This is a genomic window from Acidovorax facilis, assembly GCF_023913775.1.
Taxonomy (GTDB): Bacteria; Pseudomonadota; Gammaproteobacteria; order Burkholderiales; family Burkholderiaceae_C; genus Acidovorax; species Acidovorax facilis.
The window spans coordinates 20942-34553 of record NZ_JAMXAX010000058.1; the positions used below are offsets into that span (position 1 = coordinate 20942).

Below are 13612 nucleotides of genomic sequence, written 5' to 3' on the forward strand. Positions count from 1 at the left end.
TCAGCGGACACCCTCGCCCGCCATGGCATCGGGCGAGAAGAAGCTGTCCGGGCGACGCGGCACGATCTTGTAGTGCTGGTTGCGCTCGTTGACCACGCCGCTGGCATACCAGGCACCAGAGATCAGATCGTTGAAGCCCCACTGCTGCTGCGGCGTGGTGGCAGGAAGGTCAGGCATCACCACCGGGTGGGACCAGATGGTCTTCCACAGCTGGCCCTTGGCATCCCAGCGGTCGCCCAGCACGGCCACCCAGGTGTCTTCGTCCACGTAGTAGCGGCTCTTGGGTGCCTGGTGGCGCTGGCCGGGCTTGAGGGTGGCCTCCACCACCCACACGCGGTGCAGCTCCCAGCGCACGTGGTCGGGGTTCAGGTGATTGGCCAATAGCACATCGCTGTCCTTGGTGGGCGTATGCAGGCGGTTGCTGTTGTAGGGGATCAGCATCTCCTGCTTGCCCACGACCTTCCAGTCAAAGCGGTCGTTGCGCCCGGCAAAGACGTCGATTTCGTCGAAACTTGCCACGCCTGCGGTGGCAGGCGTGGGCGTGTCGCAGCAGGCATTGGGCAGCTTGCGCACGCGGCGCTGCCCCGTCAGGTACACCCACGATGCGCTCTTGTCCTGGTCCAGGTGCGACCGGCCCGTGATGGCCTCGCCCGCACGCACCGGTGGGCCGCTGTTGACCAGGCGGATGGTCCAGTACTCGCCCGTGAACTTGTCGTGCTGGCCTTGGGCGTAGTAGGGCATCTGGAAGTCACCACGCCCCTCCACCGACAGCACGCGCTGGCCATTGGCCGTGCCCAGGTAACCCCGGAAGTCGGCCTGCCAGGCCTCTCCACGCCAGTGAAGTTCATGGTTGGCCATGATCTCCTCGCCGGTCTTGGGGATGGGGAACGGAATGCCACCGTAGGCACCTGTGACCTTCTCGCCATCGAGCTTGGCCTGCACGGCATTCTTGGCGGTGTAGTCATACACCCACTGCGGCGCAGCGGCGGTGCGGTGCGTTTTGTACACATCGACCCGGAAGGTCTGCGGGTATTTTTTAAGCAGGGCCTGGGTGCCTTCGGTCAGCTTGCTCGCATGTTCGGCCATGTTGGCGGCGGTGACGCTGTACAGCGGCTTTTCGCCCGCGAACGGGTCGCCCCGGCGCCCGCCATTCTGGAACCCCGCGATGGGGGTGGTGTAGCCACCACTCCACGCGGGGATGGTGCCCTCCTTGTTGCCCGCGCGCTCGGCCCCCAGGGGAGTCAGCTCGGTTTTGAGTTTGGCGGCTTCCTCCGCGCTCACGGCGGCGTGTGCAGCGCTCAGGGCCACAGACGACAGCAGGCAGGCGCCCGCGATGTGCAGGTAGTGCTTCATGACAGAGTTCCAGATCAGAAAGTGGTGCGGACCGAGAGCGTCAGCGAGTTGCGGTCTTTGAGCGCTTGCTTGTATTGCGCGTTGTTGGCGGCATCGAGCGTGGGCGCGGCCTTGCCCAGGTAATGCACATAGTTCAGCGACACGTTCCATGTGCCCAGGTACACCCCGGCCAGACCGAGGTTGATGTCCCCGCCCTTGTCCACCCCAAACCCCGGGCCAACGGCTGACGAGGCGCCGAACGTGTAGCCCATGCCGATGGAGGGGGTGAGATCCAGGCCCGGCAGCACCTGCCGGTAGCTGGGCGAATACACCATGCGCACGCCAGTGGCCGATTTGTCGGCATTGGGGTTGAGCATCTGCGCATTGCGTGTGACCTTGGTGCGCTGGTTCCAGGCCACCTCGCCCACAAAGGACGCTTCGCGCGATATCCATGAAGGGCCCAGCGATGCAATCCAGGACACCTGCGCATGCGCTGTTTCGCCGACTGCGTAGCCCGGATTACTGTTGTTGTTGAGGCCCGCATTCACGCCAATGGTGGCCAGCGTGGACTGCCCAGAGCTGGCCAGGGGCGCGTTGTGGCGCACCGAGACTTCGCCCGCCAGGCCCCAGTTATCAATCGTCTTGGAGAAGCTGGCGCCATAGGCGCGCACACCCTCGTGGTACATCCAGCGGTAGCTGCTGGCCCTCAGCGCGGGGGGCAGGCCTACCAGCACGTTGTTGATGTTGCTGGGGGTGGTGGCGTGGTATCGGATGGCATAGAAACCCAGATCGGTGTCGATGGACTCGACCCGCCAGCGCAGCTGCAAGCCGCCCTGGCCCGAGTTCTTGGCATCCAGGTCCGCCTGCCGGATGAACGTGCCCGTTGGCCCCGCATTGATGCGCTCTGCACCCGGGCCCAGCGAATCACTGGTCGAGAGGTAGGCCCCCACGGGCATCAGCCGGGTCTTCTCCCACTCGTAGTTCACGTACGCGCCCACCGTCACGTCGGACGACAGTTGCACCTGCCCCGAGACCTTGCCAGTCGGCCGGGCCACTTCCTTGAAGGTGGAGTTGGGTACCGACAGCAGCTTGATCAGGTCCAGCGGGGCCTGGCCGCCCGCGATGCCATTGGCGCCAAAGAACAGGCTCTCTCCCCACAACAGGGTGTGGCGGCCCAGGCGCACCGTGGCGGGCTTGTCGGCCACATCAAAGCGCCCGTACACAAAGGCGTCCAGCAGCTCGGCCTTGCGCCCCATGAGCTTGCGGGTCTCCGCCGGAAACTCGCTCGCAGGGCTGTGGTTGGACGTGGCGCTGGTGTTGTCCGTATGGCTGTTGTAGGCCTGGTCGTACCAGGCCGCCGCACTCAGGCGCGCACCGTAGCTGGGGCCGGTCAGATCCAACTCGCTGAGCAGGTCCACGCGGTTGGACACCACGCCGCGCTTGAAATTGTTGTTGCCGTCGTTCTGGTTGGCCGTCACGGGCAACACGGAAGACAACTCAGGCAAGGCCGTGTTGAGGCGTCCGGTGAGGCTGTATTTGACGGTGTTGTCCCAGCGCAGCTTCCAGTCGCGGTTGCCAGTGTCCAGCTCGATGGCAGAAACACAGGGGGTGACAGCCAGAGTGGCAAGGGCCAGCGTGAGGCGGCTTCTGCGGCTTTGGGCAGCACCCCGCCGCACTGCGCCTGATGGGCAGTGTTTCATCATTTGTCTCCGTTCTGTTTTTTTGAGAATCTGATGACCAAAGGGGCTGGACATCGGTTCGGTGGCTACTGTAGGGAGTAAGCTCGCATTCGAAAAATGGATTTTTCAGATTCCATCAATTGATATCGCGAATATCAATGTTTACCCGTAGCTCATGCGATTCAACAAACTCGACCTAAACCTGCTGGTGGCGCTGGACGCGCTGCTGACCGAACGCAATATCAGCCGCGCGGGTGAGCGCATCCACCTGAGCCAGCCCGCCACCAGCAATGCGCTGGCGCGGCTGCGTACGTATTTCGACGATGAGTTGCTGGTGCCGCAGGGCCGTCAGATGGTGTTGACGCCCCGCGCCGAGGCGCTGCTGGACCCGGTGCGTGAAGTGCTGATGCGCATCGACAGCACCATCGCTGAGAAGCCCCGCTTTGACCCCTCTACCGACACCCGGAGCTTCACGCTGCTGGTGTCAGACTTCACCACCACCGTGTTCATGCAGCCGCTGATCGAGAGGCTGTTTCACGAAGCGCCCGGGGTGCAAGTGCATCTGCGGGCGCAAAACGCCCGCCCCGTGGAACAGCTGGAGGAGTACGGGGCCGACATGCTCATCATCCCCGAGCAATATGTGTCGGCCAAACACCCGAGCATGACGCTGTTCGAGGAGACATACATGTGCGTCACCTGGACGGGCAACCCGCACATCCAAGGCCAGCTCAGCTTTGACGACTATCTGGCGGCGGGACATGTGGTGGCCGACTACTCCGGCGCGCGGCAGATCCCCGCGTTCGATGGCTGGTTTCTGGAGCGCTTTGGCGTCAAGCGCCGCATCGAAGTCACCGCGCCCACCCTCGCATCCCTGCCTAGCCTGGTGATCGGCACAGCACGCATTGCCACCGTGCACAAGCGCCTTGCTCAACGCGCGCTGCAGTACGGGCTGCCCATCCACGTATGGGAGCCCCCCCTGGAAATCCCGGTGATGCGCCAGACCCTTCAATGGCACCGCCATCGGGACAAGGACCTGGCTCTGCAGTGGTTGCGCGAGCGCGCGATCGAGGTGGCTGCGCTTATTTAGAACGTGTTCAAGATTTTTTCAGGGTCGCACAAGGCCCTTGCCGGGATGGGATGCAAGGCGCAAGGCGCGCGAGAAATGTCTTGTTTTGATCGATATCCGGCCCATCGGTACCGGCCACCCCCAGCATGCCCACGCACAATCTCCCCATCCAGCCAGACCCTTCTACGGCCTCACCATGAATTTGCCCCTGCGCCCCCGTGACCTCGCCCTCGCCCTGCTCGTCATCGTCGTCTGGGGGCTGAACTTTGCCGTGATCAAGGTGGGCGTGGCCGACATCCCTCCCATGCTGCTGGGCGCGCTGCGCTACCTTCTGGCGGCGTTTCCGGCGCTGCTGTTCGTCAAGCCACCCAAGGTACCGCTGCGGCTGTACCTGCTGTACGGCATGGCCATGGCCGTGGGCCAGTTTGCCCTGCTGTTCACCGCCATCCACATGGGCATGCCTTCGGGCCTGGCCTCGCTGGTGCTGCAGGCGCAGTCGTTCTTCACGCTGCTGCTGGCAGCCTGGTGGCTGCGTGAGAAATGGCTGGGCAACCAGGTGGCGGGCCTGGCGCTGGCAGGCGTGGGGCTGGTGCTGATTGGCAGTGCACATGGGGCCTCCATGCCGCTGGCGGGCTTCGCGCTGACCGTGGCGGCGGCAGCGCTGTGGGGCTGCGGCAATATCGTGACCCGCGCCGTGGGGCGTTATGGGCCGATGAACCAGTTTGCCTTCATCGTCTGGTCCAGCCTGGTGGCGCCCCTGCCGTTTGTGGCCCTGGCGCTGGTGATGGACGGCCCCAGTGCTGTGCTGGCAGCGGTGCAAAACCTGTCGCTGAAATCCATGGCCGCCGTGGCCTACATCGCGTGGATCTCCACGCTGCTGGGCTTCGGGCTGTGGACCTACCTCATGTCGCGCTACCCCGTGAACCGTGTGGCGCCGTTCACGCTGCTGGTGCCCGTGGTGGGCCTGACCACGGGCTGGGTGGTATTTGGCGAGCAGTTGCTGCCTGTGCACTTTGCGGGCGCCGGGCTGCTGATGGCGGGGCTGGTGGTCAACCTGTTTGGCGGCACCGCCTGGACGGCGGTGATGGGGCGGCTGCGCGGGGCGCAATAAAGAAATGGGGCTTGCGCTACACCGCCAGCGGCAGCTCTGTGGTCGAAAGCACATTGCGCAGCACCATGAATGAGCGCACCTGCCGCACGCCCGGCAGGTAGAGCAGTTGCTCGGCGTGCAGGCGATTGAAGCTGTCGTTGTCGCGCGTGCGCACCAGCATGAAGTAGTCAAACTCGCCAGTGACTACATGGCATTCCATGCAGCCCGACACCTTGGCCGCCGCCTTTTCAAATTCGGCAAACGACTCGGGCGTGGAGCGGTCCAGCACCACACCAATCATCACCAGCATGCCCGCCCCCACGGCCTGGGGGTTGAGCAGCGCGACCACCTTGTCGATGAGCCCCAGGCGCTTGAGACGCTCCACCCGGCGCAGGCAGGCGGGTGGGCTCAGGTGCACCTTTTCGGCCAAAGCCACGTTCGACAGCGACGCGTCGCGCTGCAGCTGGCGCAAGATGGCTTTGTCGGTGCGGTCCAGTTCGGCCGAGACATCGGCCTGCGGCACATTCTTGACACGAACTTTTGTTGCGCACATAGATTATTCAGAGAAATATTTTCCACTCATATTCTCTTCCATAAACCTTAAACGCCGTAATTCGAACAAATTTTGCAACCACGTGATGCGCGCATTTTTCTACGATGAAGGCACTGCAAGCCCCCCGCTTGCGCCTTCTCTTCATCGACCGGAAACCGCCATGAACCTGCAGAAATTTGCCCGCCACCCGCTAACCTTCGGCCCCTCGCCCATCACACCGCTGCCGCGCCTTTCGGCCCACCTGGGCGGCAAGGTGCACCTGTACGCCAAGCGCGAAGACTGCAACTCGGGCCTGGCTTTCGGCGGCAACAAAACCCGTAAGCTCGAATACCTCATCCCCGAAGCGATTGCAGGCGGCTACGACACGCTGGTGTCGATTGGCGGCATCCAGTCCAACCAGACGCGCCAGGTGGCTGCCGTGGCGGCGCACCTCGGCATGAAGTGCGTGCTGGTGCAGGAAAACTGGGTCAACTACTCCGACGCGGTGTACGACCGTGTGGGCAACATCGAGATGAGCCGCATCATGGGCGCCGATGTGCGCCTGGATGCTGCGGGCTTCGACATCGGCATCCGCCCCAGCTGGGAGCAGGCCATGGACGATGTGAAAAAGGCCGGTGGCAAGCCCTTCCCCATCCCGGCCGGTTGCTCCGAGCACCCGTATGGCGGCCTGGGCTTTGTGGGCTTTGCCGAAGAGGTTCGCCAGCAAGAGAAGGAGCTGGGCTTCCAGTTCGACTACATCGTCGTGTGCTCGGTCACGGGCAGCACGCAGGCCGGCATGGTGGTGGGCTTTGCGGCCGATGGCCGGGCGCGCAAGGTGATCGGCATCGACGCCTCGGCCAAACCCGAGAAGACCCATGCGCAGATCCTGCGCATCGCCCAAAACACCGCCAAGCTCGTGGAGCTGGGCCAGGAGCTGACCGCCGAAGACGTGGTGCTGGACACCCGCTACGGCGGCCCTGAGTACGGCCTGCCCAACGAGGGCACGCTCGAAGCCATCCGCCTGTGCGCGCGCCAGGAAGGCATGCTCACGGACCCGGTGTACGAAGGCAAGTCCATGCACGGCATGATCGACATGGTGCGCAAGGGCGAGTTCCCCGAAGGCTCCCGCGTGTTGTACGCGCACCTGGGAGGCGTGCCAGCGCTCAACGCCTACAGCTTTCTTTTTCGCAACGGCTGACGCGTCCAGCGAGCAGCACCAGCTGGCACCGCTGGCCGGGCTGTCGTTGATCTGAGTGGCCCTGGCCTCGATGCTGGAGGCCGACGCTTTTCCCCTCCAAGGAGTGCCCCATGAAGTGCTTGCAGATCGACAGACGGCGTAGCGTGATCCACTTGGCAGCAGCCCTCGCGGGGCTGGGACTCGGCACGCCGTGGCTGGCGCACGCCGAAGGCTATCCGGCCAAGCCAATACAGCTCATCGTTCCCTTCCCGCCAGGGGGCGCCGTGGACATCGTGGGTCGAACGATCAGCAAGAAGCTGGGCGACCGCCTTGGCCAGCCCATCGTGATTGAGAACAAGGCGGGTGCAGGCACTGTGGTCGGAGCGGCCTTCGTGGCCAACGCACCCGCTGATGGCTACACGCTGTTGATCAGTTCAGGCTCCACGTTCACCGTGAATCCGGCGCTCAATGCCAAGCTGCCCTACGACCCCGTCAAGAGCTATGAGCCCATCGGCATGGTGGCCCGCGTGCCGCTGATCCTGCTGGCAAACCGCGAGGTGCCCGTGGGCAATCTCAGGCAGCTGATCGTGGCAGTGCAGCGCGCCCCCGACAAGTTCTCCTACGGCTCCTTTGGCAACGGCACCACCGGCCACTTCGCGGCAGAGCTGACGTGGTCTGCCGCCGGCATCAAGGTGATGCACGTGCCCTACCGAGGCAGCGCGCCCGCCATGAGCGACCTGATGGGCGGGCAGATCCCGTTCACCATCGACACCGTGGCCGCAGCGCTGCCACAGCTCAAGGCGGGCAAGATCAAGGCCATTGCCGTCACGGGTGCAACGCGGGCCACGCAACTGCCCGACGTGCCTACGGTGGCGGAAAGTGGCTTCCCCGGGTTCTCGGCCGACTCCTGGCTGGCCGTGGTTGCGCCACGCGGCTTACCCGCCGAGGCCAAGGCCAAACTGCACAAGGCCCTGGCCGACACCCTGGCGGACGCGGAGGTCCGCAGCAAGCTCATCGCCGCCGGGCTGGAGCCGTCGTACGCCACGGGCGATGCCGTGCTCACGCAGATCGAAGACGAGTTGCCACGCATGCGTGCAATTGCACAGCGCGCGCAGATCCGCGCGGATTGAACGCCGCGCAAGGCCCCTTGCTTTTGGCGTTTTTTGACTCTCAGCCTCGCAGCCAGGCCAGCATGTGCGGATAGGCCGGGGTTCCGCCCGGCAGGACCTGCGCGGGCAGCAGGGTGAGCCCCGCAGCGGCCAGGCCCGAGGCGCCCAGGTACACCCCCAGCTCAAAGGTGGTGCGCAACCCGACGGAGCGCCCGTGGTAACCGCCGTCATGGAACAGCACGGCGGAATCCAGCCCCAGGTGCCGAGTGGCCGCCCAGGCCCAGGCCGTGGCTTCGATCTCACCACCGTGGGCCACCTCGGGCAGGTCCTGCAGCGCATCATCCAGGGTGGACCGCAGCGCCGTGGGTACCACCGCCAGGTGGCCAGCTTCATGCAGCAGGTCTCCAGGCCAGCGCAGCCGCGCCCGGTCCACACGCAGGCCACCCCGCTCGATGCGGACGCCGGGTAGAAAACTGCCTTCGGGGACCTCGGCCTCGCAGACCGCAACGCCAATGCTGCGCAGGAAGGCCAGGATGCGGTCCGTCAATGCGCCGTGGTCCGCCGCTGCCGCTGCAGCGTTGGAGGATTCTTCGCGGCTCATGCTTGCAGCAGGTCCGCCACCCGGGTGCGCAGCAGCGCAGGCTGCACCTGCGTCGATGCCACCGGGCGGCCCACATTGAGCCCCACACGGCTGAAAAATCCCCGCCGGAACGGTCGCACCATGGCGCCGCCCTGCTCGATACGGCTGAAGTACGAGCCCCACAAATTGGTCAGCGCCATGGGGATCACGGGGGCCTCGATGCCCTCGGCACGTGCGCGCTCGATGATCTTCATGATGCCGCCCTTGAACTCCTGCAGCTGCCCGTCCTTGGTGATTCCACCTTCAGGGAAGATGGCCAGCAGGTCTCCCTCGCGCAGCACCTGCGCGGCGCGGTCGAAGGCGGCTTCGTAAGTCTTGGGGTCTTCCTTGTAGGGTGCAATCGGAATCGCCTTGGCGAGGCGGAACAGCCACCCCAGCACCGGCACGCGGAAGATGCGGTGGTCCATCACGAAGTAGATGGGGCGCGGGCTGGCCGCCATGAGCAACACGGCATCGACAAAGCTCACGTGGTTGCAGGCCAGGATGGCCGCGCCCGCCGAAGGCAGGTTCTCGTCGCCCTGCACCTTGAAGCGGTACACGAAGCGCGACGACACCCAGGCCACAAACCGCAGCAGGTACTCGGGCACCAGCATGAAGATATAGAACGCCACCACCGCGTTGGCGATGCCCGTGAACAGGAAGATCTGCGGCACCGTGAAGCCCGCGCCCAGCAAGGCACCGGCGATGAGCGAGCTGGCAATCATGAACAGTGCGTTCAGGATGTTGTTGGCCGCGATGATGCGTGCGCGGTGCGTGGGCTGGCTGCGCATCTGGATCAGTGCGTACATGGGCACGCTGTACAGGCCCGCAAACAGGCTCAGCAGCAGCAGATCCAGCATCACACGCCAGTGCGCGCCCTGGGCCATGAAGGCGGCCAGGCCCATGATCTCGGCAGGGGGCAGGCTGCGCGAGGCGAAGTACAGGTCGATGGAGAACACGCTCATGCCGATGGCGCCCAGCGGCACCAAGCCGATCTCGACATGGCGGCGCGAGAGCACCTCGCACAGCAGCGAGCCGATGCCGATGCCGATGGAGAACACCACCAGCAGCAGCGAGGCCACCTGTTCGTTGCCGTGCAACACCTCCTTGGCCAGGCTCGGAAACTGGCTCAGGAACACGGCGCCAAAGAACCACATCCAGCTAATGCCGAGCAGCGAGCGGAACACTGCGACGTTCTCGTGCGCCAGTTTCAGGTTGCACCAGGTTTCCGTGAAGGGATTCCAGTTGATGGTCAGGCCCGGGTCGGTGGCGGGCAGCGAGGGAATGAACTGCGCGACCGCGCGCCCGGCCAGGGCCGCCACCACGCAGGCCACGGCCACCGTGGTGTGGCCAATGCCCGGGATGGCCACCAGCAGGCCACCGGCCACATTGCCCAGCAGGATGGCCACAAAGGTGCCCATCTCCACCATGCCATTGCCGCCGGTCAGCTCACGTTCGTTGAGCACCTGGGGCATGTAGGCGAACTTGACGGGGCCGAACAGCGTGGAGTGCACCCCCATCAGAAAGGTGCACAGCAGCAAGACGGGCACGTTGTCCGTCATGAACCCGAAGGCCGCCACCAGCATGATGGCGATCTCCATGTTCTTCACGAAGCGGATCATCTTTGTCTTGTCGTACTTGTCGGTCAGCTGCCCCGAGGTTGCCGAGAACAGCAAAAACGGCAGGATGAACAGCGCACCAATCACCAGCCCCGCCATCGCTGGCGGTAGCCACGACACGCTGAGCTGGTAGGTCACCATCACGGTGAACGCGAACTTGAAGAGGTTGTCGTTGGCCGCCCCAGAAAATTGCGTCCAGAAGAACGGCGCAAATCGCCGCTGGCGCAGCAGGGCGAACTGGTTCGGGTCCTCATGCGTCGGCACTGGCGCCGCGCTGGCTGAGGGAGTCTCGGGGTGCATGCGTTTCTCCTCGTTTCCGATGGGTTGGCTTGTTGGAATTTTCCGTGCCCGCACTTCATGCGCCTTCATGGCTCTTCATGCGCGTGATCTGCGGGCAACACCCACGGCGTGGGCGCCATTCTGCCCGGACAGCGTGACGTGCGGCGCGCTCCGTGCAGCACTGTTGCGCAATGCCGCCAGTGCCCCAGAACGTGTTTACGATCTTTTCGGGGCCGCGTTGGGACGCAATCGGGATGAGTGGATGCATCGGCTGCTTGCATGGGCTCGAGCCCATGCAAGCAGCCGGAGCGTCCAATCGCCCGATTTCGCCCCAACCCTTCGGGCAAGCACCTTGCCGGGCGGTCTGCGGCGTTGCAGCGCTTGTGGATAGCCGAGCTATCCACTGCGCACCACGCCTTGCATCCCATCCCGACAAGGTGCTTGCGCGGCCCTGAAAAGATCGTAAACACGTTCTTAGCACGGGCCAGGCGGCGCCAGCCGCGAACACGTGCTTGAGGCTGTGGCCTGACACCCACTGGTGGGTGGCATCAAACACCGCGTGGTCCGCCGCCTCGAACAACTTGGCCACGGCATACAGGCCAATGACCGCGCCCAAGTGCACCTCCAGCGCGCCATCGCGCCGGGGCAGACAGGCCAGCGCCGATACCACCAGCATGCCGCCCAGTTGCACTACGGCCCAGGGCATCAGGTTGCCGGTGTGTGCCCACCACAGCACGGCCAACGGCCCCGCCAGCAGCACCGCCCCCGCCATGGCCCAGCCTGCCCGTTCGCTCACGCGGCTGGCCGCCGGCCCCAGCAGTCCTGCAAACGGCAGCACCATGCCCAGCCGGTCCCACAGCAGGCCCGCATCCTGCGGTTGCCAGTGGTAAACGCTGGAGCCCACGGCCGTACACAGCAGCCCCGCAAAAAACAGGGCGGCCAGCGCGCGCGAGGCGGGATCCAGCGCTCCTGGCGCCAACCGGCGCAGCGCCCACAGGCCCCACACCCCTGCGATGGCAAACGGCAGATTGCTGAGTACATCCACCGCGCAAGGAATGCCCCACAGCGCCCGCTGGTCGGCAAAGGCATGCTGGTGTGCGCTTGCGGGCAGCACCGGGCCGAACAACGCCAGCGCCAGCAACGCGGCCGCGCCCAGCACGAGAGCCATTTCAGCGCGGGTCGCGGGCTTGTGGCGCCGGGGGGGGAGAGAAATCAGAGAGATCATGGTCGTCACATCCGTGGATGAGTGGGGATTGCCGCGCAGTGTGTTCAGCCGCAGTCACCCGGACACCAGAAAGTCGCTCAGAGGGCTACCAAAGCCACCTCAGGTATTGATAATTGATACCAAGGAGCTAAAGCCCATGAGCACGACCGCCGACCTCGTCACCGCCCTGAAGAAGGAACTCAAGACCGCGCAGATGACCTACGCCGACCTGGCGTTGGCATTGGGCATGGCCGAGTCCAGCGTCAAGCGCATGCTGGCCAAGGGCGACATGCCGCTGTCGCGCATCGACGCCATCTGCCGCGCACTGGCGCTGGACTTTGCCGATCTGGCGCGGCGTGTGGCCGACGAACAGCCGCTGTTGAAAGAGCTGACGCAAGAGCAGGAAAAAGCCGTGGTGGGCGACAAGAAACTGCTGCTGATGGCGATTTGCGTGCTCAGCCAATGGACGCTGGAGCAGGTGACCACCGCCTACCGCCTCACCGAGGCCGAGGGCATCAAGTACCTCGCACAGCTCGACCGCATCGGCATCATCGAGCTGCGGCCACTGAACCGCTACCGCCTCAAGCTGGCCAAGACCTTTCGCTGGCGCCCGCATGGCCCGGTGATGAACTACTTTCGCGACCACGCGTTGTTGGACTACTTCGCGGGCGGCTTTGACGGCGCGGGCGAAGGCGTGCTGCTGGTGCACGGCAACATCAGCCGCAGCCTGGCCCCTGCGTTCATGGAGCGCATGCAGCGCGTGGCCCAGGACTTTGCCCAGCAGCACCTGGCCGACCAGAAGCTGCCCGACCGCGAGCGCGAGGGCTACACCTTGCTGCTGGCGATGCGCAGCTGGGAGTTTGAGGCGTTTGCGTCCATGCGGCGCTGATTTACTCTTTTTTTGATAGCTATCAGCGCTTTACCCAAAAGCGCTAGATGCCAAAACACCCTGAATTCATGAGTTGAGCACAGCGCCAGCAGCTGTGCTGTGCCACCCCTACTTGACGCAATAAACAGAAAATACTATTCTTTAAATAACAAATTTTGTTTATTTAAAGATAGTCAAATGAAAACCACCCGCCAGCAACAAGACGCCACGCGCCGCCAGATCGTGGCCAGCGCGGTGGACCTCATGACCCGCCAGGGCTTTGACGGCACGACGATGAAAGACATCGCGCGTGCAGCAGGCATTGGCGACGCCACGATCTACAAGTACTTCCCCACCAAGGACCGCATCGTGCTCGGCTACCTGGACGATGTGGTCCACCAGGCGCTGGCCGAAACCCTGCAGACGCCAGGCTTCGCGGGCTATCAGCTGCAGGAAAAGCTGCAGCGCCTGACCGACGCCGTGCTGGAGCGCCTGCTGGCCGACCGCGAATTTGTGGCCCAGGTGCGCAGCCTGGCGCGGCGCTCGCCGCTGTCGATGCTGGCCGAGCCCCTGGCCGCGCGCCACAGCCTGCGCGAGGCCGTCGCCAGCTTTCTCGAAGCGGCAGAGGCCAGTGGCGAAATCGAGCCCTGCGACTTCAAAGGCATGGCGGGTGGGCTCTACACCGACTACTTGGCCGGTGTGGTGACCTACTGGCTGGCCGACACCTCCGACGAATTTGCCGACACCACGCAGCTGGTGGACCTTTCGCTGGGTGTGCTGGTGCAGGCGCTGCGTGGCGGGCTCGTCAACCGCGCGCTGCAACTGGGGGGCTTTGTGCTGCGCAGCCAGATGGCCCGCATGGTGCAGCACAGCAACGGCCTCATGGGGATGCTGCAGCTGGCCAAGCAGGCCATGGCCAGCGCGCCCTACAGCACTCCCCAGGCACACCAGGCCCACACGGCAAACGCTGGTTCGCCCGCAGCGCCAGAGCCTTCCAAGCCGCCCCGTACGCCGCGCAAACCACGCGCAGCCAGCCCA

At 64.6% G+C, this 13612-nt stretch carries 12 protein-coding genes; 6 read left to right on the top strand and 6 right to left on the bottom strand.

All coding sequences use genetic code 11. The features are described 5' to 3' along the window. Both NFX52_RS16480 and NFX52_RS16485 read right to left on the bottom strand, forming a co-directional pair. A complete protein-coding gene (locus NFX52_RS16480) occupies positions 1–1353 on the bottom strand; it encodes a DUF1329 domain-containing protein (RefSeq protein ID WP_055401987.1) in 1353 nt (450 codons plus the stop codon). Positions 1354–1367: 14 nt separating this feature from the next. After that, positions 1368–3032 (bottom strand): DUF1302 domain-containing protein, encoded by a 1665-nt coding sequence (locus NFX52_RS16485; protein ID WP_055402020.1) that lies wholly within the window; start codon positions 3030–3032, stop codon positions 1368–1370. A 154-nt stretch (positions 3033–3186) separates the two neighbouring features. Between NFX52_RS16485 and NFX52_RS16490 the strand changes: the two genes are divergently transcribed. Next, the gene (locus NFX52_RS16490; RefSeq protein ID WP_055401989.1) at positions 3187–4098 is read left to right on the top strand and encodes a LysR family transcriptional regulator; all 912 of its coding nucleotides are present in this window, start codon (positions 3187–3189) and stop codon (positions 4096–4098) included. Positions 4099–4285: 187 nt separating this feature from the next. Next, positions 4286–5188: an EamA family transporter gene (locus NFX52_RS16495; protein WP_435301293.1), complete on the top strand. Its 903-nt coding sequence runs from the start codon at positions 4286–4288 to the stop codon at positions 5186–5188. A gap of 16 nt (positions 5189–5204) precedes the next feature. On the opposite strand, the gene NFX52_RS16500 is transcribed toward NFX52_RS16495, so the two are convergent. Next, positions 5205–5720, bottom strand: coding sequence for an Lrp/AsnC family transcriptional regulator (locus NFX52_RS16500; RefSeq protein ID WP_055401991.1), 516 nt, complete (start codon positions 5718–5720; stop codon positions 5205–5207). A gap of 160 nt (positions 5721–5880) precedes the next feature. Here NFX52_RS16500 and NFX52_RS16505 point away from each other — a divergent pair, with 160 nt between their 5' ends. Together NFX52_RS16505 and NFX52_RS16510 are read left to right on the top strand one after the other, a co-directional pair. Further along, the gene (locus tag NFX52_RS16505; RefSeq protein WP_055401993.1) at positions 5881–6897 is read left to right on the top strand and encodes a 1-aminocyclopropane-1-carboxylate deaminase; all 1017 of its coding nucleotides are present in this window, start codon (positions 5881–5883) and stop codon (positions 6895–6897) included. 110 nt (positions 6898–7007) lie between these two features. Further along, entirely contained in the window at positions 7008–8006 is a 999-nt protein-coding gene (locus tag NFX52_RS16510; RefSeq protein WP_082437638.1) for a Bug family tripartite tricarboxylate transporter substrate binding protein, read from the top strand. Between the two features lie 40 nt (positions 8007–8046). Here NFX52_RS16510 and NFX52_RS16515 read toward each other — a convergent pair whose 3' ends face one another. The 3 genes from NFX52_RS16515 to NFX52_RS16525 are packed head-to-tail and all read right to left on the bottom strand — an operon-like array spanning position 8047 to position 11670. Beyond that, a complete protein-coding gene (locus NFX52_RS16515; protein ID WP_055401995.1) occupies positions 8047–8586 on the bottom strand; it encodes a hypothetical protein in 540 nt (179 codons plus the stop codon). Further along, the gene (locus NFX52_RS16520) at positions 8583–10523 is read right to left on the bottom strand and encodes an MFS transporter (RefSeq protein ID WP_055401997.1); all 1941 of its coding nucleotides are present in this window, start codon (positions 10521–10523) and stop codon (positions 8583–8585) included. Before NFX52_RS16520 ends, NFX52_RS16515 begins: the two co-directional genes overlap by 4 nt. Positions 10524–10578: 55 nt before the next feature. After that, complete coding sequence (locus tag NFX52_RS16525; protein WP_242701206.1) at positions 10579–11670, bottom strand: hypothetical protein; 1092 nt, start codon at positions 11668–11670, stop codon at positions 10579–10581. Between the two features lie 193 nt (positions 11671–11863). Between NFX52_RS16525 and NFX52_RS16530 the strand changes: the two genes are divergently transcribed. Then, positions 11864–12595, top strand: a complete 732-nt coding sequence (locus NFX52_RS16530) for a helix-turn-helix domain-containing protein (RefSeq protein ID WP_055401999.1) — start codon at positions 11864–11866, stop codon at positions 12593–12595. A gap of 177 nt (positions 12596–12772) precedes the next feature. Continuing rightward, positions 12773–13612, top strand: an 840-nt coding sequence (locus tag NFX52_RS16535) for a TetR/AcrR family transcriptional regulator (RefSeq protein WP_252635737.1), incomplete at its 3' end; no start/stop codon positions are given.

Excerpts from the sequence above, each read along its gene's own strand:
- NFX52_RS16525 (WP_242701206.1), bottom strand. The coding sequence starts at position 11,670 with ATGGCTCTCGTGCTGGGCGCGGCCGCGTTGCTGGCGCTGGCGTTGTTC.
- NFX52_RS16530 (WP_055401999.1), top strand. The coding sequence starts at position 11,864 with ATGAGCACGACCGCCGACCTCGTCACCGCCCTGAAGAAGGAACTCAAG.
- NFX52_RS16500 (WP_055401991.1), bottom strand. The coding sequence starts at position 5,720 with ATGTGCGCAACAAAAGTTCGTGTCAAGAATGTGCCGCAGGCCGATGTC.
- NFX52_RS16480 (WP_055401987.1), bottom strand. The coding sequence starts at position 1,353 with ATGAAGCACTACCTGCACATCGCGGGCGCCTGCCTGCTGTCGTCTGTG.
- NFX52_RS16510 (WP_082437638.1), top strand. The coding sequence starts at position 7,008 with ATGAAGTGCTTGCAGATCGACAGACGGCGTAGCGTGATCCACTTGGCA.
- NFX52_RS16505 (WP_055401993.1), top strand. The coding sequence starts at position 5,881 with ATGAACCTGCAGAAATTTGCCCGCCACCCGCTAACCTTCGGCCCCTCG.
- NFX52_RS16515 (WP_055401995.1), bottom strand. The coding sequence starts at position 8,586 with ATGAGCCGCGAAGAATCCTCCAACGCTGCAGCGGCAGCGGCGGACCAC.
- NFX52_RS16520 (WP_055401997.1), bottom strand. The coding sequence starts at position 10,523 with ATGCACCCCGAGACTCCCTCAGCCAGCGCGGCGCCAGTGCCGACGCAT.
- NFX52_RS16490 (WP_055401989.1), top strand. The coding sequence starts at position 3,187 with ATGCGATTCAACAAACTCGACCTAAACCTGCTGGTGGCGCTGGACGCG.
- NFX52_RS16485 (WP_055402020.1), bottom strand. The coding sequence starts at position 3,032 with ATGAAACACTGCCCATCAGGCGCAGTGCGGCGGGGTGCTGCCCAAAGC.